Genomic DNA, 23,610 nt, shown 5'->3' with positions numbered 1-23,610 from the left:
TCTGCACGCCGTACATCCTGTCGATCATGTTCCCGCGCCGGCGCGCTTGGTCGCCGCCTCGGACTCCGCTGCGAGGTCGGCGCCCGAACCGATGCCCTGCTGATCGGCGACCAGCGCCGCACGGCGGTCGCGCTGGTCGTCGTAACTGCGGTGTACGGCGGCGACGAGCACGTCCAGTTGTCGCTCGAGCGGTGGGTGCCGCTCGGGTGGTGCGACCGTCAGGAGGTCTTCCAGTGCGGCGCGTAACCGGCGCGATGCCTGGGGGGAGGCGGCTCCGGCGAGGCAGAGCTCGTCGAACGCGAGCCGGACGTAGCCCGCCCAGCTGAGCGTTCGCTCGATGAGCCGAACCTCGCCGCCGGCGTCGTGGTGCCGACCGGAGGGGAAGTCGCGGTTGGCGAGCTGCCGCAGGCAGTCGTGCAGGCGGTCGATCACCATCACGGCGGTGGTCGGGTCGGTGAACGGTTGGGCCAGACCACGCTCGGCAATGTCGACCAGCTTGCGGAAGCCGTACGCCGGGTCATCGCCGTGGGTCCGCTCCGCGGCGAGGACGACGAGGCCTGCGACACGGGCGTGGTCGAGACGGACGGGGTCGCCGTGCACGCGGAACAGCGGCGCGCCTGCTGGTACGAAGTCGCCCATGAGGGGGACCATCTCCACCACGCAGCCGGCCTCGGACGCTGCTGCGACCAGCGCGGGACGATCCAGGTCGATAACGAGCCCCGGTTCGGGCGAGACCACGACATCAGGCTGGGCGGGCGGCGGCCCCTTCGCTGGGTACTTGCGGTTCAGCTGCTCGTGCAGATGATCGCCGACCAGGTCGATCAGGCCAGAGGCGCGCAGCGCGTTTCCCGAATGGTGGATGTAGAGGAACAACGTGGCGATGCTGGCCAGCATCAGCAGGTAGGCCACCGACACGGTCAGGCCTGGCACCGTACCCTCGCCCACGGCGTTGACCTCGCGGATCGCGAGGATCGCGAAGATGAACGTCGAGGCGAACAGCCCGTAGGCCAGCTGGCTGCTGCGGTCCTGGAGCAACGCCCGCACGATGCGCGGCGAGAACTGGCCCATCGCGAGCTGGACGGCCACCGTCGTCACCGTGAGTACGAGCGTGGTCAGGGTGACCATCGCGGCGGCGATGGTGCTGAGGATGTTGGACACCGCGTCCGCCGAGCCCGTGATCGTCACCGGGATCAGCCGATCGCCGAACTGCCGATCGATCGCCACGGTCACGAACGAGAGCCCGATCGAGGCCAGCACGCATAGCAACGGCGTGATCCACAGGCTGGACCGCAGCCGATGACGGAACCGCAGGCACACCATCAAACGCCTTTCTCTTCCGGCCGTGGCCGAAAATCGCGGTGCGGCCGGCGGGCAGCGGGGCCGCTTTGTCAGGCTGTCCGCGACGGCGCCGTGTCGACGTAGTTCCCTTGCTCACATCGCCGTTGCGGCTGCCTCGGAGACAGCCTTGTCCTGCTCTCCGGTGCCGCCGCTGACGCCGACCGCCCCGACGACTTGGCCGTTGCGCCGCAGCGGCACACCGCCGGCGAAGATCATGATGCGCCCACCGTTGGAGGTATGTATCCCGTAGAACTGCTTGCCCGGACCCGCGTCGGCCGCGAGGTCCTCGGTCGAGATGTCCAGCGCTCGGGCGGTGAATGCCTTGTTGATCGAGATGTCGATGCTGGCGATCCATGCGCCGTCCATCCGCACATGGGCTACGAGGTTGCCTCCGGCATCGACCACCGCAATATTCGACGGCGACTCGATCTCGGCGGCTTTGGCCTGCCCGGCGGCAATCACCCGCTGTGCATCGTCGAGGGATACCGAGGTCTGGTTCATTGTCATGACGCACCTGTCCCGGTCTTCGCGATCTGCTTGCGCTGCAGTGCATTTGCCATCGTTGCGCTCCTCTCGGTCCGGGGCCGCCTCACGGATGCATTACGACTTTGGTCCATCCGTCGTCGCGGGCATCGAAATGCTGGTAGCCGGACTCGGCCTCAGCCAGCGGGAGCTCGTGAGAGACGATCCACGACGGTTTGGCCCGGCCTTCATGGATCAGGTCACGAAGCTGGCGGTTGTAGTGCTTGACGTTGGCCTGTCCGGTTCCGGCCTTTTGACCCTTGAACCAGAACTTGCCCATGTCGAAGGCGATCTTGCCCTTCTTCTCCAGCTTGTCGGGCGCGTCGGGGTCTTGTGGCAAGAAGATGCCCACCACGCCGATGTGCCCGGTGAACCGCACCGAATCGACCAGCCGGTTCATGGTCATCGCCGAATCCTCATTTCCCTGCGGGTCATGGGCCTGATAGCCGACGCACTCACAACCCTTGTCGGCGCCGTGCCCGTTGGTCTGCTCCAGCACCTGCTCGACCGGGTCGCCCTTCGAGTCGTCGATCGGTATGACGCCGATCTGCTCGGCCAGGCGCAACCGGTCTGGATGCCGGTCCACTATCATCACCTTGCTCGCGCCCTGGATCCTCGCCGAATATGCCGCCATCAAGCCCACAGGGCCGGCCCCGTAGACCACCATCGAATCGCCGGGCTGCATATCGGCCAGACGGGTGCAGTGCCAACCGGTCGGGAAAATGTCCGCCAGCATCACATAGTCGTTTTCTTTGTCCTGAGCATCCTCAGGCAGCCGCAGACAGTTGAAGTCGCCGAACGGCACCCGCAAATACTCGGCCTGTCCGCCCCAGAACGGTCCCATCCCGGCGAAACCATACGCGGCGCCCGCCATCTTCGGATCCGGATGCACCGTCAGGCAGAACGCGGTCAACCCTTCCTCGCAGTTTCGGCAGAAACCGCAACCAATGTTGAACGGCAGGCACACCCGGTCCCCGGAGGTGACCTTTACCACCGCATTGCCCACCTCGGCGACGATCCCCAGGTTCTCGTGACCGAGGACCATCCCGGGCTCCAGATCGGTGCGGCCCTCATACATGTGTAGATCCGACCCGCAAATGTTGGTGCTGGTGATCTTTACCAGCACATCGGTTGGCTGCTCGATCCTCGCATCGGGCACATCCTTCACATGAACCTCACGGGGTCCGTCGTACACAAGCGCTTTCATCTCGATACTCCTGACATGCGGCGTTTCCGGTCGACGCCCGGCGGCCACAGGCGGTTACGTGTGCGCGACAGACGAACGAACCGTTCTGCTAGAGCAGCCGAGGCGACAGCGCACGCAACGGAAGAACACACCAAAACTAAGGCACACCACCATGTTTCGCGTCATGAACAACAAGCAGTGGGTGCATTCCAGGCGTCGCGTTCTCCACCCTGGAGTCTCCTCTTTCGGCTCCGCGATCGCTAGGGGGGTCGAGATCGGTCTCATTGATTTGTGGGCTCGGCTCCTTCTCTTCACCGGTCGATGATGTGATGCTGGATCATGTCCACCACCTCGAACAGGAGACCCGCCATGGCCACCAAGGCGCTGCTGGTCCGACTCGAAGCCAAACCCGGCAAGGAAAACGCGGTCGTGGAATTCCTCCGATCGGCGCTGCCACTCGTCGAGCAGGAGCCCGGCACGAAGCCCTGGCTCGCGGTACGGTTCGGCCCTTCGACGTTCGGCATCATCGACGCATTCCCAGACCAGGCCGCCCGCGAAACACATCTCAATGGGCCGGTCGGCAAGGCCCTCGGCGAACGCGCCGACGAACTCTTCGCCGCGCCGCCCGAAATCAGCAACCTCGACGTGCTCGCCAACAAGCTCTGAACCACCGACTGGAAACAGCCCCCCGCAAGCTCGACAGAACCGCGTCACCCACCTGACCGCGAACTTTGGTACGCGAGTCCGCCGAACCTGTCGGATTCTCGGTGCGCAACGACGAGGTGAGCGCAACAGATGACGATGCCTCGTCGGTGAAGTCCTCGCGCAGGTGACCGCTGTTCCTGGCGCGAGCGGGCACGGAGCCGTGACTCCCGGTGCTCCCGTGGCTACACTGTGTGGCGTAGTTGGCTTCCTACTTTCGACCTGCTGGGACCTTGTCACACCGCTCAGCAGTCCCGATCTTTCGTATCGGAGTTCTACTCGTGGAAGCACTGAAGTAGTGGCTGATGCCCGGAGTGCGCGCACCGGCCGCCTCGAGCGGGTTCCGGCACTCCTATGCCCCAGCCGGGGTGTGGACGCGACCGCCTCCCGTTCTGTCGACGCCTACAGGCGGATGAAGAACTTTCAGCGGTTGAGCCGTCCGTGAGTTCAAGCGGTTGACCGACCGGCCAGACGCCGAACTGGTTCACGCAGGCTCGGCGAACACCGAATCATCGACGCCCAGGGGGCGTGATGTCAGAGTCCGATCGCGGAACCTCGCCGATACGTCTGAACCAACCTGCCCGCCAGGTAATGGCAACATTCGACGACTACGCCGACGCTGAAAGCGCCGTCGACTACCTCTCCGACCAGCATTCAACAGTCGACGAACTGGCCGTCGTCGGACGCGACATCGAGCTGGTCGAGCAGGTCGTCGGCCGATTGAACTACGGCCGGGCCGCTCTGCGAGGCGCCGCCGCGGGTGCGCTGACGGCGCACTGTTCGGCTGGATCTTCGGATTACTCGACTGGGTCCAGCCGTTGCTCACCGGCCTCGTGCTCGCCTGCTACGGCCTGGTGTTCGGCGCTGTTGTCGGCGTCCTGCTCGGCCTATTCATGCACGCGCTGCGGGGCGGTCGGCGCGACTTCACCTCAATCCAGTCATTACAACCACGTCACTACGAAGTCCTTGCCGACGTCGAGGTCACGGACGAAGCCGTTCGCCTGCTCACCGGCCGGACCGATCGAAAGGAATGAGTCATGGCGACCGCTGTAGGTATCGACCTGGGCACCACGAACTCGGTCATCGCAAGCTGGCAAGGCGGCGAGCCGGGGGTGATCTCCAATGCCGAGGGAGCGCGGACGACGCCGTCGGTGGTGGCCTTCACCGAGAGCGGGGAGCGGCTGGTGGGTCAGCTCGCCCGACGGCAGGCGATCTTGAATCCGAAGGGCACAATATACTCCGCGAAACGCTTCATCGGACGTCACTACGACGAGGTCTCCGAGGAGGCCAAAGCGGTCAGTTTCGACGTCGTGCCGGGCGACAACGGTGAGGCTCGCTTCGACGTGCGGGGCAAGAAGTACGCGCCGGAGGAGATCAGTGCCCTCGTGCTGCGCAAGCTCGTCGACGACGCGAGCAAGTTCCTCGGTGAGAAGGTCAAAGAAGCGGTCATCACCGTTCCCGCGTACTTCAACGACGCACAGCGCAACGCCACCAAGGACGCCGGCCGGATCGCGGGCCTCGAGGTTTTGCGAATCATCAACGAGCCGACCGCCGCGGCACTGGCATACGGCATGGACAAGCAGACCCACGAGACCGTACTGGTCTTCGACCTCGGCGGCGGCACCTTCGATGTGAGCCTGCTCGACGTCGGCGAGGGAGTGGTCGAGGTTCGTGCCACGGCCGGCGACTCCCATCTCGGCGGCGACGACTTCGACCGACGTCTGGTGGACTACCTTGCCGACGAGTTCCAACGGGCGGAGAACATCGATCTGCGCAAGGACGCCCAGGCGTTGCAGCGACTCTTCGAGGCAGCAGAGAAAGCCAAGGTCGAGCTGTCCTCGGTGACACAGGCCCAGGTCAACCTGCCCTTCGTCACCGCTGACGCGAACGGTCCCAAGCACCTCACCACCACGATCATGCGATCGAAGTTCGAGGATCTGACGGCGGATCTGGTGGAACGCTGCCTCGGCCCGGTGAAGCAGGCGATGAGTGACGCCAAGGTCACCGCCAACGACATCGACGAGGTGATTCTGGTCGGTGGTTCGACACGTATTCCGGCGGTGCAGGCGCTGGTTCGCCGGCTCACCGGCGGCAAGGACCCCAACATGAGCGTCAACCCGGACGAGGTCGTGGCGCTCGGTGCCGCAGTCCAGGCGGGCGTGCTCAAGGGCGAGGTCTCCGATGTGCTGTTGCTCGATGTCACCCCGCTGTCCCTCGGCGTCGAGACCCAGGGCGGGGTGATGACCAAGATCATCGAGCGCAACACGACGATCCCGGTCCGGCGCAGTGAAGTGTTCGCCACCGCGGAAGACAATCAGCCCGCAGTGGATGTCGTGGTCCTGCAGGGCGAACGCGAACGCGCCGCCGACAACCGGGTGCTCGGTCGCTTCCGGCTGGAAGGCATCCGCCCCGCACCCCGTGGCGAGGCCCAAGTCGAAGTCACGTTCGACATCGACGCCAACGGCATCCTCCACGTCACCGCCCGCGACAAGGACACCGGTAAGGAGCAGAGCATCACGATCAGTGAGCAGAGCAACCTCGACCAGAGTGAGGTAGAGCGCATGCTCGCGGAGGCCGAACGGAACCGGGCCGAGGACGAGGCGCTGCGAAAGGCGGTCGACGCGCGCAACGCGCTGGATTCGGTTGCCTATCAAGTGGAACGGCGACTCGCCGAACTCGGTGACAGTGCTCCACCGCACGACAAGGCACGCGCCGAGATGCTGATCGCCGACGCCAGGAAAGCCGTGGAAGACAATGCTCCCCCCGCCGAGGTAGAGCCACTCACCTCCGAGTTGCAGCAGCTGCTCTACGGGCTCGCACCGGTCCAGTCCGGCGGCGGAGACGGACACCGGGCAGGCGGCGGAGAAGCGGCGTCGTCGGATGACGACGACGTGATCGACGCCGAATTCGATCGAAGCTGAGGCACACGATGGAAAGGTCCGCAGATCATTCGACGACCGAGTCGGCTACCGAGTCGGCTACCGAGTCGGCTACCGACGGGGATCAGACCGAGACGGCGCCGGATCGCACCGACACGGGGGCCGAGCTGGCTCAACTCGAGGACCGCTGGCGCAGGGCCCTTGCAGATCTGGACAACCTGCGCAAGCGGTTTGCCAAGGATCTGGACCGTGCCCGCGCCGCGGAGGTGGCGAAGGTATCCGCTGCGTGGCTCCCGGTGCTGGACAATTTGGAGCTCGCGCTGGCCCATGCGGGCAGCGATCCCCAGGCCGTCGTCGAGGGCGTGAAGGCGATCCGAGACCAAGCGGTGCAGGTGCTGGCGCAGTTCGGCTTCGAGCGCCACGACGAGGTCGGTGTGCCGTTCTCCCCGGAGCTACACGAAGTGGTCAGCGTGGTGGCCCAACCGGACGTTCCCTCCGGGACCGTGATCGAGGTCTTGCGCCCGGGCTATGGAGAGGACGGTCGGCAGTTGCGTCCCGCCTCGGTGGTCGTCAGCCGACCCGAGGGGTGAGCACCGATGGCGCGTGACTACTACGACGTCCTCGGTGTCCCGCGCGGCGCAGGCACCGACGAAATCCAGCAGGCGTACCGCAAGCTGGCGCGCAAGTATCACCCCGACGTGAACAAGGACCCCACTGCGGAGGACAAGTTCAAGGAGGCCAACGAGGCCTACCAGGTGTTGTCCGACCCGGACACCCGGAAACGTTACGACCGATTCGGTGAGGACTTCCGGCGTGTGCCCGAGGACTACGACGAACGGGTCCGGGCCGGCGCCGGTGGGTACGGCGGCGGGGGCAGAAGGGTGCACTTCGGTCGAGGTTTCGGTGGCGAGGGCGCCGTCGACTTCGAGGACCTCTTCGGGCAGATGTTCGGCGGCGCCGGCGGGTACGGGCCGATTCCCGGGGCCGACCAGGAAGCGGAACTGGAACTGACTCTGGAACAGGCGTATCGGGGCGGCAAACGTACGCTCAGACTGGACGGACGCCAGTACGACGTCGACATTCCCGCCGGTGTCCTGGACGGTCAGAGAATCCGGCTGGCCGGGCAAGGCGGGCGGAGCAACGGTGACGCGCCGCCTGGGGATCTGTACCTCGTGGTGCGGATCAAGCCGCATCCCCGCTTCCGGATACAGGGCCGGGACATCTATGTGGACCTGCCCGTATCGCCATGGGAGGCGGTGCTCGGGTCGACCGTCGTCGTTCCCACCCCGGGTGGCGAGGCGAAAGTCAAAGTGGTACCGGGCTCGTCGACGGGAAGGAAGCTGCGGCTGCGCGGAGAAGGGATGCCCAATCCGCGTGGCCCCAACGGCAACCTCTACGCCGAGATCAAGGTGATGGTGCCGTCGAAACCGACAGCACGCGAACGTGAGCTGTTCGAGCAGTTGGCCACCGAATCGAACTTCGATCCGAGGAAAGAGACATGAGCACCCCGACCCCGGTCACCCGGTACGTATTGGTTCGCCGTCCCGGATTGTCGCCAGATGCCTTCGCCGAACGTACCGGGTTGCACCCAGACCTGGCACGAAGGCTTGTGGCGCTCGGCCTGCTCGACGCCCACCGAGACGCCGGCGGCGAGATGTCGTTCCAACCATCCGAAGTGGCCCACGCCGCCCGCATCCAACGGCTGCGGACCGGTCTGGGCCTGAACTACTCGGCCATCGGGCTCGTACTCGATCTGCTGGATCGAATCGAGAAACTCGAAGCAGCTTCCCGCGGAAGGAGGGCACCCCATGGACACCGGCAGCCTGACTGAAAAGTCACGAGAAGCCCTGCAGGAAGCCCAGAATGTAGCGACCAGAATGGGTCACACCGAGGTCGACGGAGAGCACCTGCTGCTCGCGTTGGTCGATCAGCGGGAAGGGCTGGTACCTCGACTGCTCGAGCAGGCCGGCGCCAACGTCGATGCCCTGCGATCCGATCTGGAACGTGAACTGTCGCATAGGCCGAAGGTCAGCGGCCCCGGCGCGACGCCCGGACAGGTGATGATCACCCAGCGCCTGGCCAGGCTGCTCGACGCCGCGGAACGGGAGGCGAAGCGACTCAAGGATTCCTACGTGTCGGTGGAGCATCTCGTGATGACCCTCTCCGAGGAGGGGTCGGCCACTGCGGCAGGCAGGGTCCTCGCCAGTCATGGGGTCACGCGAGAGTCCTTCCTCGCCGTATTGACCAAAGTGCGCGGCCATCAGCGCGTCACATCGGCGACCCCGGAAGGGGCGTACGAGGCGCTGGAGAAGTACGGACGCGATCTCGTCTCCGAGGCCCGGGTCGGCAATCTCGATCCGGTCATCGGCCGAGATGCCGAGATCCGCAGGGTAACGCAGATCCTGAGCCGGAAGACGAAGAACAATCCGGTGCTGATCGGCGACCCCGGCGTCGGTAAGACCGCGATCGTCGAGGGCCTCGCCCAGCGGATAGTCCGCGGCGACGTGCCCGAGGGCCTGCGCGACAAGACGATCTTCTCGCTCGACATGGGTTCCCTGGTGGCCGGCGCGAAGTATCGCGGCGAGTTCGAGGAGCGACTGCAGGCGGTGCTGTCGGAGGTGAAGGCGGCAGAGGGGCGCATCCTGTTGTTCGTCGACGAGCTACATACCGTTGTGGGCGCGGGATCAGTCGGCGGCGACGGGTCTCTCGACGCAGGCAACATGCTCAAGCCGATGCTCGCCCGCGGCGAACTACACATGATCGGCGCCACCACTCTCGACGAATATCGCAAACACATCGAATCCGATGCTGCACTGGAGCGTCGCTTCCAGACCGTTCTCGTCGACGAGCCCAGTGTCGAGGATGCGATCTCGATTCTGCGCGGACTTCGGGAACGCCTCGAGGTGTTTCACGGCGTGAAGATCAAGGACGGCGCCCTGGTCGCCGCCGTGACCCTCTCGCACCGGTACATCACCGACCGCTTCCTTCCGGACAAGGCGATCGACCTGGTCGATGAGGCATGCGCTCGGCAGCGCACCGAAATCGACTCCATGCCCGCCGAACTCGACGAGCTCACCCGGAAAGTGACCCGGCTGGAGATCGAAGAGGCCGCGCTGTCCAAGGAAACGGACGCGGCCAGCAAGGCGCGCCTCGAAGAGCTGCGCAAGGAGCTGGCCGACCTACGGGCCGAGGCCGACGCCAGGCACGCTCAGTGGGAGGCCGAGCGGCAGGCGATCCGGCGGGTGCAGGAGCTGCGGGGAGAGCTGGAACGGTTGCGCCACGAGGCCGAGGAGGCCGAGCGCAACTACGACCTCAACCGGGCCGCCGAGTTGCGATACGGCGAGATCACCGAGCTGGAACGCAGACTGAGGGCGGCGGAGGAGCAACTGGCCACCAGGCAGGGCCGGAATCCGTTGCTGCGTGAGGTGGTCACCGAAGACGAGATCGCAGAGATCGTGGCCGCATGGACGGGTATCCCGGTCGCCCGGCTGCAGGAAGGCGAGCGGGAGAAGCTGTTGAAGCTCGACGAGATTTTGCACGAGAGGGTCGTCGGTCAGGACGAGGCGGTGCAACTGGTCGCAGACGCGGTGATCCGGGCGAGGTCGGGTATCCGTGACCCACGCCGGCCGATCGGTTCGTTCATCTTCCTGGGCCCGACGGGCGTGGGAAAGACCGAGCTCGCAAAGACGCTGGCCAGTGCCCTCTTCGACAGCGAAGACAACATGGTGCGCCTGGACATGAGCGAGTACCAAGAGCGGCACACGGTGAGCAGGCTCATCGGTGCGCCCCCCGGGTACGTCGGCTACGACGAGGGCGGCCAGCTCACCGAGGCGGTACGCCGCAAGCCGTACTCCGTGGTGCTCTTCGACGAGATCGAGAAGGCCCACGCCGACGTCTTCAATACCCTGCTGCAGGTGCTCGACGACGGCCGGATCACCGATTCTCAGGGCAGGCAGGTCGATTTCCGGAACACGGTGATCATCATGACCTCCAACATCGGATCCCTGTATCTCCTCGAGGGAGTCACAGCCGACGGCGAGATCAAACCGGATGCCCGGGAGCGCGTGCTGGCCGAGCTGCGCGGGCACTTCCGTCCCGAATTCCTCAACCGGGTCGACGACATCGTGTTGTTCACCCCGCTCACGCTGCCCCAGATCGAGCACATCGTCGAGCTACAACTCACCGATCTTCGCAACAGATTGTCGCAGCGGCAAATACATCTGGATATCACGCCGGAAGCGCGCCGGCTCATCGCCGAACACGGTTTCGACCCGGTCTACGGCGCGCGGCCGCTGCGGCGGTACATCGCCCACGAGGTGGAGACGAGGATAGGTCGTGCGCTGTTGCGCGGCGAGATCGAACCGGGTGGCGCCATCCGTGTCACGGTGGCCGGCGACGAGCTCGCTGTCGCGTATGCGGAACCCGCCGTCGCGGCGGCCTGAGAAGAGGTGCCGTCGTGGGATCCGAAATGGTGAAGTGCCCGAACTGCGGCAAGCTCAACAGGGTGGCGGCGGCCGGGGAAGGAAAACCGCGCTGCGGGAACTGCCACGAGCCGCTGCCCTGGATCGCCTCGGCAGGGGACGACGACTTCGCGGAGGTCGCCGAGAAATCCTCGGTGCCTGTGCTCGTCGACCTCTGGGCGACGTGGTGCGGCCCGTGCCGCATGGTCAGTCCGGCGCTCGAGCAGCTCGCCAGGGAACGCGCGGGTCGAATCAAGCTGGTGAAAATCGACGTGGACGCTGCGCCCAGGACGGCCGAACGATTCATTGTCCGCGCCGTACCGACTCTGCTGGTGATGGACCGAGGCGAGATCCTGGCTCGTCAGGCGGGCGCCGCTCCGGTACCACAACTGCGCACATGGCTCGACCAGGCGCTCTCGGAAAAAGCAGGCAAGGAGACGAAGCCATGACTTCTGTCCATGTCGACCCACACGTGACCGCGATCCGGCCCGTCGCACCCCGGACTCCGCAGGGCTGCGAGGAATGTCTTCGCCTCGGCACCCCGTGGGTACATCTGAGGCTGTGCCTGACGTGCGGACACGTCGGTTGCTGCGACTCCTCGCCGGGCAAGCACGCGAGCGCGCACGCTCACGCCATCGGCCATCCGATCGTCCAGTCGATGGAGTCAGGTGAAGATTGGCGCTGGTGTTATGTCGACCAGAACTTCGTCTGAGGGCGCCGCTCCCGTCCGCGATATTCCGCCGCTCGACGAGACTCCGGATGAGCTCGGAGGATACCCGCGGCTGACGGACGACCAGGTCGCGACACTCGAGGTCGGTGGCACGCGTCGAGCGGTTCGCCCCGGCGAGGTGCTGATCCGAGAGGGCGAACCCAGCAACGACTTCTTCGTCATCCTCTCTGGCAAGGTCGCGATCATCGACGAGGGCGACGGAGACGGCGAACGCCGGTTACTGCGCGTGCATGGTCCCGGCCGATTCCTGGGCGAGCTAGGACTGCTGGAAGGCCAGGTAGCGTTCTTCACCGCCGAGGCGATCGAGGACGGCGAGATACTCGTCGTCCCGGCCGACCGGGTGCGCGAGCTGGTTTCCCACGATCCCGTGCTCAGCGATCTCATCCTGCGCGCCTACCTGGTGCGCCGGCACCTGCTGATCGGGCTCGGTTCGGGATTTCGGATCATCGGCTCCTGCTATTCACCGGATACGTTGCGGCTTCGGCAGTTCGCCATTCGAAACCGATTGCCCCACAGGTGGATCGATGTGGAGCAGGACGAACGGGCGGAGCAGCTGCTGCGCAGCCTGGACGTCGCCCCCGAGGACACCCCCGTCGTGATCTGGCACGGCGAGAAGGTGCTGCGCAATCCCACGAATGCGGAACTCGCCCGCATCGTCGGGCTTCCGGTCCCGGACTCGGTCCACGACGCGGCCCAGGACGTGTTCGACCTCGTCGTGGTGGGTGCGGGACCGGCCGGTCTGGCCGCGTCCGTGTACGGCGCCTCGGACGGGTTGAACACGGTGACACTGGAGTCGTTCGCCGCAGGCGGCCAGGCCAGTACCTCCTCCCGGATCGAGAACTACCTCGGCTTCCCGGCAGGGATCTCCGGCGCCGAATTGGCGGAGCGAGCCGTGATCCAGGCCGGCAAGTTCGGCGCCCGAATCCTGGTGTCGGCGGAGGTGAGCGGTTTAGGGTCCGAGGACGGCCACCACGTGCTCCGGCTGGCGGACGGCGGCACGGTTCGCGGCCGGGCCGTCGTGCTCGCCACCGGGGCGCGATATCGCAAGTTGGCGGTTCCGGGAATCGAGGTGCTGGAGGGGACGAGCGTGTACTACGCCGCAACCCATCAGGAAGCGCGGATGTGCGGCACCGACCCGGTGGCCATCGTCGGCGGCGGAAACTCCGCCGGACAGGCCACCGTCTTTCTCGCGGACCGTGTCTCCCAGGTTCACCTGCTCATCCGCGGCGGTGACCTCGGAAAGAGCATGTCCCGGTACCTCGTCGACCAGATCGAACGCCATCCACGCGTGACCGTCCACCGGAATACCGAGATTCGAGAGGTCCACGGCGAGAAGTACCTCGACCGGATTGTGGTCGAGAACAATCACACGGGCGAACAGGACACCCTCCGGGTACACGCACTGTTCGTCTTCATCGGGGCGGTGCCGCACACCGGGTGGCTGGCCGACGCGATCGCACTCGACGACCACGGCTTCGTCCTCACGGGCATGGACGCGGTCTACGCCCGTGAGGACGGCAACCGGCGGACTGGCGACCGGCCGTCGAGGACGCTCGAAACAAGCCTGCCCGGCCTGTTCGCTGCCGGTGACGTCCGCACCGGCTCCGTGAAACGTGTCGCCTCCGCTGTCGGTGAGGGAGCGATGGCGGTTCGCCAAATCCATGAATACTTCGACAGGAGCTGACGACATGCCAGTGATGGGTACCGTGAAATTCCAGCAATTCTTCCGGGCAGCGGCCGGCCTGCAAGTCGACCGGAACGACGTCAAGCGCTACACGGATTTCATCGACGACAAGATCTACGATCTGATCCTCATCGGCAAGGCCTCGGCAAAGGCAAACCTGAGGGACGTGATCGAACCGTGGGACCTGCCGATCACCAAGGGACTGCAGGAGAGCATCCACCGGTTCGAGAAACTGGATGAGGAGATCGAACTACAGTCTGTGCTCGATCAACTGGCGGCCCGGCCGCCGTTGGACATGGCCCTTTCCGAGGCGACCGAGCAGCGACTGCCGCTGATTGCCGGAGGCTTGAGCGTGGCGCTGGCGCACACATTCGTCACGATCGAACCGGACCGTAAGAACCCCGGGACCGCCGAATGGAACATCGCCTTCGACATCTTCCATCTCCTGCTCTGACCACCGCCCGTGCCCGGCGAACCAGTAGACCGCCGCTGGCCGCGACGGCTCTTACTGCGAAATAGTCTGCACGGCAATGTATCCCTCGAGCGTGCGTTGGTAGAGCAAACAAACTCGCGCAGATTGAGTTCCGGGTATGTCAACCCGAGACGAGCGGTCAGCGACGGGCACCTAACCGCCACATAGAGTTGTAAGTGACCCGCCCCATCGGCGACTGGCAATCCCGCATGCTGCTACTGGATCTGCCCCGGGAACGCGACGCGGGCGGCTGTGGTAGCTCTCAGGGTGAGTATGGGCAATCTGCTGTTCAACGTGGTGTCCGTCCCCGGCGCGTTGGCCCGCTACGGTCGGCGTGGTTCACTGCGAAGTCACAGCGTGAGCGGAGCTGACCCAGAAGCTGGGGCCGTGACCGTCGGCACGGGTGACAGCGGGTCTCGGCGATCGCGTTCCTCCTGCCGGTATGTGTTGTGCGTCATATCAGGAACTGGTTCGACAACTTCTCCGACCTTTTGTCGGCTGCGAACCCACGCTGCCACAAGGAAATCGAGAGTTGAGACGACAGTGATGTTTCGTAAGGGCGCTGCGGTGGCCGCCATGGCTATCTCGGCTTTGTGTATCTCGGCGGGAACCGCGACGGCGGATCCCACGCAGGAGACTCCGGATGTCCATTTCCAGGCCAACGTGGTCGACCGCTCGGTTGTGCTCACCGTGGATGCCGGGGCGCTCACCGTCAGCGATGACCATCTGCAGTTCATCGATCGGAGCGGAACGTCCGTCGCGACTCTTCCGCTGACCTACGTCCACGGTGGCAGCGCGATGCCGATCGCCGCGCAGCTGGACGGCGATACGGTCACGCTGACCCCGAGCGCCGACCCCGCCGACGCGCGCCCGATCAGCGCGGCGACAGCTCAGGAGATCGATGCACTGTCTCATCCGAATTACAACGCGGCCCTCGGCAACTTCAGCATGTCGATGATGGCTGCGGCGACTGTCGGGAGCCTGCTGGGTAGTGCGATCGGCGGCGGCATCGGCTGCGTCGCCGGCGGCATCGTCGGTGGAGCGACCGGGGGTGTGGTGTCGATCGGTCTGCTCGCGGTTCCGGCGGCGATCGGCGGTTGCCTCATCACCGGCGCCGCACTGGCAGGCATGGGCGCGGTCGCGGGCACCGTAATCGTCGGCGTCCCGGCGTTGATCGCAGCCGGTATCCAGTTCTGGAACGACACCCACTGAGCAGTCGGTAGGTCCGGAAGTCGTGGTCGGGTGCCGGACCCTCCACGACGCCGAGCTCGCGGTGCGCCGTCTTCGCCACGACGGCGCTCACGGCAGATGCGCGGTTCTGCCGCAGTTGTGGCATATCGTCGTCGGCGAGCATCTGTTGCGTTCGTTTTCTCACCGTGAGGAGAGGTCTCGACGATGAACAGTTCTTGGTTGGTGCGTGCGGCGTCGGCAGGCGCTGCCGCGGCCTTCGTGACGACTGTGGGGGCCGCCCCCGCGCTTGCGCACATCACTGTCTCTGGGCCTGACGCGTCTCGCGGCGGGTCGGGGGTCCTGGTTTTCCGGGTGCCGAATGAATCGGGCACTGGTAGCCCCACGGTCGAAGTCGCGGTGCAGCTTCCGGGGGTGACGGCGGCGGATACCGAAGCCGCTCCGGGATGGAAAGCGGTAGTGCGGAAAGACTCTGCGCGGAACGTCACCGACATCACCTGGACGGCTGATGCCGGGGGTGGCATCGGGCCGAGTCAGTTCGGGCAGTTCTCCGTGCTGGCGAACGGGTTGCCGGACACCGAGACGGTGACGATCCCCGCGGTGCAGACCTACGCGGATGGTCAAGTCGTGCGCTGGGACCAGAAGGCGGACGGTGATGGGTCCGAGCCGGAGCGTCCAGCTCCTTCGCTGACGTTGGCCGCCAAGCATTCCGGTGGCGCCGACAACCATGGTGACATCCAGTCGGCGTCCTCCAGTTCTGGTTCGTCGAGCGATACGACCGCGCGCTGGCTCGGCGGGATCGGCATTGTGCTGGGCGCCCTGGGCCTGCTTGTGGCACTCGGTATGGGAGTGGCTCGTCGCAGGTCCTGATCATGCTCGGCCGCTTGATGATCAGCTCGTCGGTTTCGCAGCCTGCGGCGAGGCCGTGATCGAAACCCCGCGGGACAGTGCCGGCATATGAGTGTCATGATGGACGGCGTTATGAACACTGTGCCCGCGCCCCGAAACGCGCGGGCGGCACGTGCCATCGTGTTCGCGGGAATCGCGGTGTTGTTGTCGGCGCTGGGGCATGGGGCCTCGGCGGGGCACAGCGTGTCGGTGTCGGCTTTCATCGTGGCGTTTGCCGCGACGGGTTCGATGGCGTGGGCGCTGGCCGATCGTCAGCGTGGCTTCTTCGCCATCGGCGGTGGGCTTGCGGTGATGCAGGCGGTCTTGCACGTGTGGTTCGGCATGTCATCGATGTCGGCCGCTCACGCCGCTTCCCAAACCATTGATCCGCACAGTGATGCGGGCATGTTCGCTGCGCACGCGGCGGCCGCGCTGGTGTGCGCGGTGTGGCTGTGGCGCGGGGAACTCGCCTTCTTCGCGCTACTGGCGACGCTGTATACACGGATTCTGGCGCCTCTGCTTCTGGTTCTGGTGCATCCGTCGGTCGACAGCGAGCCCCGAACCGTGGTGGAAGCCGACCATCGCATCGAGACGCTGCGCGCGGGCGTGCTGCGTCATGTGATGGCGCGGCGTGGGCCTCCGGTGGGCGCGGTTCGGTTCTGAGAGTTCGCCATCGGAGGCAGTCACGCCTTGTGCTGCCGGTGGAGGCAGTGCTGCCCGGCCGATCGTCGATCGGCGCGATTCGGCGCTGCCGGTATTCCGGGGGCGAACGTAGCCGCTCGTGTCATCGATGCGCGTGAGCAAGCCGTCAGGGTCTGCCGCGACGCCGGTGCGCACACCCGACCCCCGTCCAGCGGCAGTCGGTCCTCTACGCCGGTGTGCGCACTGTGCGAGTCCGGCTGCCGGTCTCTCCGCACCGCCGAATGGTGGTGTCGCGAACAGAAATTGTGCGAATGTTTTCTCCTTCTCCGCTGTCGGCTGCCTGCCGCGGCGACGGTCCTTCTCCTCGATCGGCTCTAAGCGCTGGGCGCTTTCTCGTGTGCCGGATGCGTCGATGTGGAGGCCGCGGATGTCCGACGAACTCCTGACCGCGCTGGCGTTGTCGGCCGGTGCCGGCAATCGAAAGGCGTTGGAGCAGTTCATCCAATCGACGCAGCGCGATGTGTGGCGTTTCGTCGCGCACCTGACCGATGTCCAATCCGCTGACGACCTGACACAGGAGACGTTCTTGCGGGCCATGGGCAGTCTGCCGCGGTTCGCCGGGAATTCGACCGCACGAACCTGGCTGCTGTCGATCGCTCGCCGCGTGGTGGTGGACCGGTTCCGCAGTGTCGCCGCTCGTCCGAAGACGACTCAGGTGCCGGAATGGTCGCAGATTCTCGAGCAGCGGCCTGATCGGCGTACGCCGGATTTCGCCGAGGAGGTGGCGTTGAACGACCTGCTGTGCAGTCTGCCGCAAGAGCGGCGCGAGGCGTTCGTGTTGACCCAGGTCTTGGGTATGTCCTATGCCGAGGCGGCGCAGACGGTGGGTTGTCCGGTCGGCACGATTCGTTCTCGGGTGGCCCGTGCCCGCGAAACCCTCGTCTCGGTGGTGCGGGGGATCGACGGGTCCGCCGCCGACGGTGATCATGTCGCGGAACCGATAGGCGTGGTGGTGCGACTACTTCCGGGCACACCGGTCGGCGTGCGGGGGACGGCCGGTAAGGAGGTGGGATGATGGCGGGGCTGAACCTTCGCTTGCGGGGGGTGTCGTGCCGGCACGGACGTGTCGACGTGGTCAGTGATGTCGACCTCGACATTTCTGCCGGTCAACGGGTCGCATTGACCGGTACCAATGGCTCGGGCAAGACGACACTGCTGCGCGCGGTGATCGGCCTGCACGCGGCTGTGCGGGGCGAGATCTCCGTGGGAGGCCGTGGTGGCCGCACATCGGCGGACTATGCGTGGCGGCGGCGGGTGTGCGGGTGGATTCCCCAGCGGCCCGCGGCGGGCCGATTTCCGCTGCTGGCCGGTGAGCTCTTGGCCAGCAGCGGAGACGTCCGTCAGGCGCAGGCGATGGCGACACGGCTGGGTGTGGGCGAGCTGCTCGGCCGACCACTCGACACGCTCTCGGGTGGGCAACTGCAGCGTATGCACCTGGCCCGCGCGGCGGGGTGCGTGGCAGCTGGTGCGAGCGTCGTTCTGGCCGACGAACCCACGGCCGCGTTGGATTTCGCTGGTCAGGAGGAGGCCGCCGACGTACTGACGGAGCTGCCTGTCACCCTCGTCGTGGTCACCCATGACCGCGCCATGGCGCGGCGTTGCGACCGAGTGCTGGAGATGGCCGCAGGCCGACTGCGGGAGTTGTCGTGAACGGGCCTGCGCAGCTGTTCGATCTGCTCGGAATGGGGTCGGTGCAGCGCGCCGGGGTGGCGCTATTGGTGGGCTCGATCGGGCTGCCGGTGGTCGGTGTGGCCATCGTGGGGCTGGATATCATCCCGGTCCGGTTCGCGATGATGCACGTCGCGCTGCTGGGCGCCGCGGTCGGCATGCTGACCGGATGGGATCCGGCGTTGTGTGGTCTGCTCGCGTGTGCGGTGGCCGGGGCGGGGATCACTCCGCTGGCGCGCACGCCGGAAACGCTCTCCGGCGCAATGGGTTTGCTGATGAGTTCGGCCGTCGCGGCAGCGCTGCTGGTGCTTGCGGTGGCCGGAGTGAACGCTTCGGCGGCGTTTTCGCTGCTGTGGGGTTCGATTCTCGCGGTCCGGGTCCAGGACGTCGTCGTGTTGGCGGTGCTCGCGGTAGTGGTGCCTGCGCTGTTCTGGTGGCGAAGACGTGATTTGGCGCTGCTGTTGCACGATCGCGAGCTGGCGTTGGTTTCCGGTGTGGCGGCGGGGCGGCTCACGCTGATTCTGCTGGTGCTGATCGCGGTTGCGGTGGCCGGAGCGATCCGGCTGACCGGTGCGCTGCTCGTGGATGCGCTCACCTTGCTGCCGGCTTTGGCCGCGCGGCGGTTGGGCCGCTCGCTGATTTCGATCATCGTCTGGGCTGTCGGTATCGGCGTTGCGGTGAATTCCGTGGGATTCGTGCTGGCGCTGGCCTTCGATCTTCCTCCTGGGCCGGTGCTGGTCCTCACCGCGGGGGCAGTCGCCTTCGCGGCCCATCTGATTCCTGAACGGAGAACATTCTCATGGCACGCTTTCGACCATTGACCGCCGGTATGAGCCTGACGACTGTGGTCGCGGCAACCGTGCTGCTGAGCGGGTGTTCCAGCTCCGAAAGCGAACAGCACGACCACCATGGACACACCCACCCGGTCGTCGTGGCGACCACCACCTGGGAGGCTGCGTTCGCCGAAGCCGCAGGCGCGGCGGACGTGAAAGTCATTGTTCCGCCGTCGGTTCACCATGCTCCGGACTACGATCCCAAACCGTCGGATCTGACCGCGGTGGCGGAAGCGGATTTCGTGCTCTACGCGCCGTTCGAGCCGTTCGCGGCCAAGATCAAGGAAGCCGCGGGATCGAAGGCCGAATTGATCGAAGTCGATCTGGACAACTCCGCGGCCAAGGTGAAAGCCCAAGTGCAGGCGCTGGGCGAGCGCTTCGGCACCACCGCGGCGGCGCAGGCGTGGACCGCGACGTTCAGCACCGAGTACGACAAGCTCGGCGGAGACGTCCGCTCGGCTTGGCCGGGTGGAAGGCAGCCGACGGTCATCGCCCAGGTGTTCTCGACGTGGGCGGCCGAGCTGGCAGGTGCGCAGATTGTGGGCACCTATGGTCCTGAACCCGTGACGCCCGGTCAGTTGGCGGAGTTGAGTGCGAAGAAGCCGCAGTTCGTGCTCGACAACGCGCACATGTCCACCGGCGCCGTGCTGCCGGACTCGGGCGTCGAACAGGTATCGATCGTGAACTATCCCGAGCAGGGCCAGGATCTTCTGTCCGTCTATCGGGGTGCGGCAACCGCGTTGAAGAAGGCGCTCTCCGGGTCCTGACCAGGCGGCGGATCGTGAGGCGGGGCAGCCGTTTCCACGGCTGCCCCGCCGTTTTTCAGTGCTGGACGGTGGTGAACCGTGTTTGCAGAGCCGCGCGGTCGGGTTTGCCCGCAGGGGTCAACGGCAGGGCATCGAGCAGCAGGAGCGATTCGGGATGTTTGCCGCGCTCCATGCCGTTTGCGGCCAGATGAGCACACAGCCCTTCCAAGTCGAGCACGCTGCCCGGCCGTGGCACGACGCAGGCCGCGAGTCGCTCACCGAGCACGTCGTGGGGGACGCCGATGCACGCCACGTCGCGGACATCGGGATGCGTGGCCAGCATGCGTTCGACCTCGGCGGGGCTGATGTTCGCGCCACCGCGAATGACGATCTCCTTGAGCCGCCCGACCACGTGCAGTCGGCCTGCGGGGTCGAGGACGCCGAGGTCACCGGTGCGTACCCAGCCGTCGCTCGTGCGATAACGCGAGTCCAATTGCGGGTCCCCGACGTAGCACAGCGGCGTCATCGGGCCCCGGGCGACTATTTCTCCGGTTTCACCCGGCGCCGCGGTCCGGCCGGTGTCGACCCGGTCGATGCGGATCTGCGCCACCCGCGGGTCGGGTCGCCCGACCAGCACTCCCGAAGTCCCGTCGTCGGAATTGATTTCGCCGGAATCGATTTCGTCGATGTCCGTGTGACAGTTGACGCCGTCGGCCGACCCGTAGAGGTTCACCACCGTGCATCCGAATGCTTGTTGTGCCTCCCGGGCGGTGGTGGCGTCGAGTTGGGAACCACCGAGCACCAGTGCCGTCAGTGCGGAGGTGTCGGTCTCGGCTGCGCCGTTTTCGAGCATCATCCGGATCATGGTGGGGACGCCGAGCACGTGCGTGGGACGATGCCGTTGGATCGACGCCAACGCTTCCCTTGGCGAGAAATGATCCAGCAGAATCAGCGCGCCGCCGTGGCGGGCCAGCGTCACAGCCGTGCCGTTGCTGCCGAACGCCGTGGCGAGCGGTACGAGAAACAGGCTGCGGGGCGGTCGGTCGTCGGTCAACAGCGATGCCATGAAGTTGCCGCGGCCGCCTGCCAGCGCGTTGTGAGAGTAGGCGACCATCTTCGGTTCCGACTCCGACCCGGAGGACACCAGGATGCGAGCGGCCGCGTCCGGATCGGGGCGATCCGGGACGAAATCGTCATAGTCGCCAGGGAACAGCTCGGCGAAAGGCACACAGCTTTTCGGCGCGAAGTCGATACCGACGGAGACTACGAAACGCAATGTCGGCAATTGGCCGAGCAACTGCGCGAGATCTGTTGCGTGGTGGTGTCCACGGAACTGGGCGGCGGCCAGGACACCGACGGCTTCCGATCTCCGCAGCAGCGACTCGGCCTCGCGCATGCCGCGGCCGGCGGGGAACGGCAGGGCTACCGCGCCCAGTGCGGCCAAAGCGAGGTCTGCGATGACAGCGGCGCGGCAATTCGGCAGCTGGATGCCGACGACATCGCCGGCTTGTACGCCTCGGGCGGCCAGACCGGCGGCCAGTTGCCGCGCCAGGGCGTCCAATTCCGCGTAGCTGACCTCGCCTTCGTTGTCGACCAGTGCGGTTCGGTGCGGGTGCTGGCAGCGGCGTGCCCGGAACAGCGAATACAGGTCGAGGTCGGGGTAGCTGCCGTCGGCCGCCCAGGTTCTGCGTAGCTTGCGGGGGACCAGATCGTGCAGTGCGACGCTCATCGGAACCTCCAAGGCGACGACACGGCGACGGCGCCGTGTTCGTCGCGTGCCATGGCGCCTGCGAAGCGAGAATCGGTGGGCAGGGTTGTGAGATCGGTGGTCACCGGGGTGGTGATGATGCCTCGGCCGCGAAGCATCGCGCAGGCGTCGTCGGTGGACAGCGCACGCACCTGTGCCGCGGTGTCGGCTGCCGCGACGGCGTGCTCGTCAGCGGGTGCGATGAGCCCGTCAGCGGTCGGCAACGGGCGACGGAATCCGGCGGGGTGACGGAGGGGAAGACCGTCATGCGCCCGGCGCAGAGCCGGCGCGGTCAGTAGTTGCGCGGCGGCCAACAGGGAGGATTCCACGCGCACGCCGCGGCCGGTGCGTTCGCGGGTCAGCAATCCGGCCAGAATCGCTTCGGCGCCCAGCATGCCGCCGAGCACGTCCAGCAGGGTCATCAGTGACGGTGTCGGTGGTTCGTCGGCTGGGCGGGCCGCCTCTCCGACGGCGGTGCGGGCTTGCACCATGAAGTCGGTGCCCATGGGGGCGTCGGGGAGCCGTCCTGCCCAGCCGCTGGTGTAGGCGTAGATCAGGCTCGGGTTGGCGGCCGACAGCGTGTCGGCGGCGAGCCCGAGTTGCTCGGCTTTGCCGGGCGCCCAGTTGTGTAGGAAGACGTCGGCGTCGGCTGCCAGTTCGAGCAACCGCTGTCGGTCGGAGGGGGACTTGATGTCGATTTCGATCGCGTCCTTGCCCCGGTTGAGGGCCAGCCAGCGTGCGGAGATGTCCGAGCAGGTGGGTGGCATGCCACGCAGCGGGTCACCGCCTGGCGGTTCGATTCGCACGACGGTCGCGCCGAGCAGCCCCAGCAGGTGCGCGGCGAGTGGGGCCTGGACTCGACGCCCTGCCTCGAGCACGGTGAACCCCGCCAGAGGGCGCTCGTCGCTACATCGGCCGCGTGCCGGTATCGCCGCGGGGATCCCCGGGTAGGCGGCCAGTTCCCAGGGCAGCGTCGATTCTCCGCCGCCGTGCAGTTCTGCCGAGCGTTCGGCGAGGGTGTGTAATCGGCAGACGTCGGCGCCGGATTCGGCCGCGGCTGCCTGTACCTGTGCCCACGTGCTGGCCAGCGTGGCGTGATGCAGCTCGTCGGGGATCGGAGCGCAGGCGGTGGCATAGCGGAACTGGAAGGGTCGCCAGCCTTTTCGTGCGGCTTGCATCGGTGCTCGCATGGCCTGCCAGAATTCGGCCCACACCGCGACGTCCAGTGCTTCGAGTTCGAATCGAACGCCGTCGGCAGTGGTGAACGGTGGCCCACCAGGCGCCAGTGGGCTGGCTTCATCGTCCTCGGCGCACGCTGCGGCGAGGTACTGCGAGACGGTCAGCAGCGCCACGCGATCGAGCGAGACATCCGCCGAGGTGACCAAGGTGCCCCTCGCGCGGCCGATGAGCGCGGCCAACAGGCCTTGGACGGCGAGCACACCGGAAGCGGTCGAGACGTAGTCCACGGCCAGTCCGCGGGGTGAGCCGTCGCGACGTCCGTGCACGAGCATCAGTCCTGCGGCGGCCTGCGCGGTCGCCTCATCGCATACCTCGCTGTCCGGCCTGCCCCAGGACAGGCGGGTTTCGACTCTCGCGCCGTCGAGGTCGGTGAGAGTCAGCGCATCATGGTCGGCCGTGGAAGGTTCGGCGCCCAGCAACCGCAGGTGCTGCACCGCGATCGAGACCGGACCCGGCGGTCCACCGGTCTCGAGCTGCACCCCCTCCAATGGTTTCGCCGTCAGTTGGTTGTCGGAGGTCCGCGTAGCGCCGAGTGTCATGGCTCTCCTTCTCGAACAGAGTGACCGCCGCGGGAACTCGGTGGCGATCGCCGCCGACCACTCCCGCGGACAACAGCAGTCGCAGCG

Annotated in this window: 20 protein-coding genes and 3 pseudogenes; 18 read left to right on the top strand and 5 right to left on the bottom strand. The window is 66.3% G+C overall.

Annotated features, from left to right (window positions below):
* Positions 1-24 precede the first annotated feature (24 nt).
* The 3 genes from ACL03I_RS34160 to ACL03I_RS34150 all read right to left on the bottom strand — a co-directional run bounded on the left by ACL03I_RS34160 (position 25) and on the right by ACL03I_RS34150 (position 3,067).
* Positions 25-1,320: a DUF2254 domain-containing protein gene (locus ACL03I_RS34160; RefSeq protein WP_355078077.1), complete on the bottom strand. Its 1,296-nt coding sequence runs from the start codon at positions 1,318-1,320 to the stop codon at positions 25-27.
* Between the two features lie 111 nt (positions 1,321-1,431).
* Positions 1,432-1,845: a GlcG/HbpS family heme-binding protein gene (locus ACL03I_RS34155; protein WP_355078076.1), complete on the bottom strand. Its 414-nt coding sequence runs from the start codon at positions 1,843-1,845 to the stop codon at positions 1,432-1,434.
* Positions 1,846-1,927: 82 nt separating this feature from the next.
* Positions 1,928-3,067, bottom strand: coding sequence for a glutathione-independent formaldehyde dehydrogenase (locus tag ACL03I_RS34150; protein WP_412808016.1), 1,140 nt, complete (start codon positions 3,065-3,067; stop codon positions 1,928-1,930).
* Between the two features lie 348 nt (positions 3,068-3,415).
* Here ACL03I_RS34150 and ACL03I_RS34145 point away from each other — a divergent pair, with 348 nt between their 5' ends.
* The 18 genes and pseudogenes from ACL03I_RS34145 to ACL03I_RS34060 all read left to right on the top strand — a co-directional run bounded on the left by ACL03I_RS34145 (position 3,416) and on the right by ACL03I_RS34060 (position 20,019).
* A complete protein-coding gene (locus ACL03I_RS34145; RefSeq protein WP_355078074.1) occupies positions 3,416-3,712 on the top strand; it encodes a putative quinol monooxygenase in 297 nt (98 codons plus the stop codon).
* A gap of 567 nt (positions 3,713-4,279) precedes the next feature.
* Positions 4,280-4,782: pseudogene (locus ACL03I_RS34140) on the top strand (general stress protein).
* 3 nt (positions 4,783-4,785) lie between these two features.
* Positions 4,786-6,669, top strand: coding sequence for a molecular chaperone DnaK (gene dnaK, locus ACL03I_RS34135; RefSeq protein WP_355078073.1), 1,884 nt, complete (start codon positions 4,786-4,788; stop codon positions 6,667-6,669).
* Positions 6,670-6,677: 8 nt separating this feature from the next.
* Positions 6,678-7,217 carry a nucleotide exchange factor GrpE gene (locus ACL03I_RS34130; RefSeq protein WP_412808015.1) on the top strand — a complete coding sequence of 180 codons (540 nt, stop codon included), beginning with the start codon at positions 6,678-6,680 and terminating at the stop codon, positions 7,215-7,217.
* Between the two features lie 6 nt (positions 7,218-7,223).
* Complete coding sequence (locus ACL03I_RS34125) at positions 7,224-8,129, top strand: DnaJ C-terminal domain-containing protein (protein WP_412808014.1); 906 nt, start codon at positions 7,224-7,226, stop codon at positions 8,127-8,129.
* Positions 8,126-8,454: pseudogene (locus ACL03I_RS34120) on the top strand (chaperone modulator CbpM). The gene ACL03I_RS34125 and the pseudogene ACL03I_RS34120 overlap by 4 nt, the downstream one beginning before the upstream one ends.
* Positions 8,436-11,069, top strand: a complete 2,634-nt coding sequence (gene clpB, locus ACL03I_RS34115; RefSeq protein WP_412808013.1) for an ATP-dependent chaperone ClpB — start codon at positions 8,436-8,438, stop codon at positions 11,067-11,069. The pseudogene ACL03I_RS34120 and the gene clpB overlap by 19 nt, the downstream one beginning before the upstream one ends.
* A 14-nt stretch (positions 11,070-11,083) precedes the next feature.
* Positions 11,084-11,536: a thioredoxin gene (gene trxA / locus ACL03I_RS34110; RefSeq protein WP_412808012.1), complete on the top strand. Its 453-nt coding sequence runs from the start codon at positions 11,084-11,086 to the stop codon at positions 11,534-11,536.
* On the top strand, positions 11,533-11,799 hold the full coding sequence (locus ACL03I_RS34105; protein WP_355078068.1) for a UBP-type zinc finger domain-containing protein: 267 nt from the start codon (positions 11,533-11,535) through the stop codon (positions 11,797-11,799). Before trxA ends, ACL03I_RS34105 begins: the two co-directional genes overlap by 4 nt.
* A complete protein-coding gene (locus ACL03I_RS34100) occupies positions 11,777-13,501 on the top strand; it encodes an FAD-dependent oxidoreductase (protein WP_355078067.1) in 1,725 nt (574 codons plus the stop codon). The genes ACL03I_RS34105 and ACL03I_RS34100 overlap by 23 nt, the downstream gene beginning before the upstream one ends.
* Before the next feature lie 13 nt (positions 13,502-13,514).
* Positions 13,515-13,955, top strand: a complete 441-nt coding sequence (locus ACL03I_RS34095; RefSeq protein ID WP_355078196.1) for a DUF1931 family protein — start codon at positions 13,515-13,517, stop codon at positions 13,953-13,955.
* Between the two features lie 594 nt (positions 13,956-14,549).
* Positions 14,550-15,185 carry a hypothetical protein gene (locus ACL03I_RS34090; protein WP_355078066.1) on the top strand — a complete coding sequence of 212 codons (636 nt, stop codon included), beginning with the start codon at positions 14,550-14,552 and terminating at the stop codon, positions 15,183-15,185.
* Positions 15,186-15,368: 183 nt separating this feature from the next.
* A complete protein-coding gene (locus tag ACL03I_RS34085) occupies positions 15,369-16,031 on the top strand; it encodes a YcnI family copper-binding membrane protein (protein ID WP_355078065.1) in 663 nt (220 codons plus the stop codon).
* A gap of 183 nt (positions 16,032-16,214) precedes the next feature.
* Positions 16,215-16,712: a hypothetical protein gene (locus ACL03I_RS34080; RefSeq protein WP_397278249.1), complete on the top strand. Its 498-nt coding sequence runs from the start codon at positions 16,215-16,217 to the stop codon at positions 16,710-16,712.
* A gap of 391 nt (positions 16,713-17,103) precedes the next feature.
* Positions 17,104-17,637, top strand: a pseudogene (gene sigC, locus ACL03I_RS34075) (RNA polymerase sigma factor SigC); the annotation flags it as partial.
* A gap of 125 nt (positions 17,638-17,762) precedes the next feature.
* Positions 17,763-18,401 (top strand): ABC transporter ATP-binding protein, encoded by a 639-nt coding sequence (locus ACL03I_RS34070; RefSeq protein WP_355078063.1) that lies wholly within the window; start codon positions 17,763-17,765, stop codon positions 18,399-18,401.
* Complete coding sequence (locus ACL03I_RS34065) at positions 18,398-19,240, top strand: metal ABC transporter permease (RefSeq protein WP_412808011.1); 843 nt, start codon at positions 18,398-18,400, stop codon at positions 19,238-19,240. Before ACL03I_RS34070 ends, ACL03I_RS34065 begins: the two co-directional genes overlap by 4 nt.
* An 8-nt stretch (positions 19,241-19,248) precedes the next feature.
* Complete coding sequence (locus ACL03I_RS34060; RefSeq protein ID WP_355078061.1) at positions 19,249-20,019, top strand: metal ABC transporter solute-binding protein, Zn/Mn family; 771 nt, start codon at positions 19,249-19,251, stop codon at positions 20,017-20,019.
* Positions 20,020-20,074: 55 nt separating this feature from the next.
* On the opposite strand, the gene ACL03I_RS34055 is transcribed toward ACL03I_RS34060, so the two are convergent.
* Entirely contained in the window at positions 20,075-21,727 is a 1,653-nt protein-coding gene (locus tag ACL03I_RS34055; RefSeq protein WP_355081550.1) for a class I adenylate-forming enzyme family protein, read from the bottom strand.
* A complete protein-coding gene (locus tag ACL03I_RS34050; RefSeq protein WP_412808010.1) occupies positions 21,724-23,523 on the bottom strand; it encodes a CoA transferase in 1,800 nt (599 codons plus the stop codon). Before ACL03I_RS34050 ends, ACL03I_RS34055 begins: the two co-directional genes overlap by 4 nt.
* Positions 23,524-23,610: the final 87 nt, after the last annotated feature.

The organism is Nocardia sichangensis (genome assembly GCF_047200615.1).
Taxonomy (GTDB): Bacteria; Actinomycetota; Actinomycetes; order Mycobacteriales; family Mycobacteriaceae; genus Nocardia; species Nocardia sichangensis.
The sequence above is the reverse complement of the archived record's forward strand: the minus strand, read 5'-3'. Positions and strand labels throughout refer to the sequence as shown.

Coding starts and splice junctions, on each gene's coding strand:
- ACL03I_RS34085 (WP_355078065.1), top strand. CDS start 15,369: ATGAACAGTTCTTGGTTGGTGCGTGCGGCGTCGGCAGGCGCTGCCGCG.
- ACL03I_RS34050 (WP_412808010.1), bottom strand. CDS start 23,523: ATGACACTCGGCGCTACGCGGACCTCCGACAACCAACTGACGGCGAAA.
- ACL03I_RS34130 (WP_412808015.1), top strand. CDS start 6,678: ATGGAAAGGTCCGCAGATCATTCGACGACCGAGTCGGCTACCGAGTCG.
- ACL03I_RS34100 (WP_355078067.1), top strand. CDS start 11,777: ATGTCGACCAGAACTTCGTCTGAGGGCGCCGCTCCCGTCCGCGATATT.
- ACL03I_RS34160 (WP_355078077.1), bottom strand. CDS start 1,320: ATGGTGTGCCTGCGGTTCCGTCATCGGCTGCGGTCCAGCCTGTGGATC.
- ACL03I_RS34145 (WP_355078074.1), top strand. CDS start 3,416: ATGGCCACCAAGGCGCTGCTGGTCCGACTCGAAGCCAAACCCGGCAAG.
- ACL03I_RS34105 (WP_355078068.1), top strand. CDS start 11,533: ATGACTTCTGTCCATGTCGACCCACACGTGACCGCGATCCGGCCCGTC.
- ACL03I_RS34095 (WP_355078196.1), top strand. CDS start 13,515: ATGGGTACCGTGAAATTCCAGCAATTCTTCCGGGCAGCGGCCGGCCTG.
- ACL03I_RS34155 (WP_355078076.1), bottom strand. CDS start 1,845: ATGACAATGAACCAGACCTCGGTATCCCTCGACGATGCACAGCGGGTG.
- ACL03I_RS34070 (WP_355078063.1), top strand. CDS start 17,763: ATGATGGCGGGGCTGAACCTTCGCTTGCGGGGGGTGTCGTGCCGGCAC.
- clpB (WP_412808013.1), top strand. CDS start 8,436: ATGGACACCGGCAGCCTGACTGAAAAGTCACGAGAAGCCCTGCAGGAA.
- ACL03I_RS34150 (WP_412808016.1), bottom strand. CDS start 3,067: ATGAAAGCGCTTGTGTACGACGGACCCCGTGAGGTTCATGTGAAGGAT.
- ACL03I_RS34125 (WP_412808014.1), top strand. CDS start 7,224: ATGGCGCGTGACTACTACGACGTCCTCGGTGTCCCGCGCGGCGCAGGC.
- ACL03I_RS34060 (WP_355078061.1), top strand. CDS start 19,249: ATGAGCCTGACGACTGTGGTCGCGGCAACCGTGCTGCTGAGCGGGTGT.
- ACL03I_RS34090 (WP_355078066.1), top strand. CDS start 14,550: ATGGCTATCTCGGCTTTGTGTATCTCGGCGGGAACCGCGACGGCGGAT.
- dnaK (WP_355078073.1), top strand. CDS start 4,786: ATGGCGACCGCTGTAGGTATCGACCTGGGCACCACGAACTCGGTCATC.
- ACL03I_RS34055 (WP_355081550.1), bottom strand. CDS start 21,727: ATGAGCGTCGCACTGCACGATCTGGTCCCCCGCAAGCTACGCAGAACC.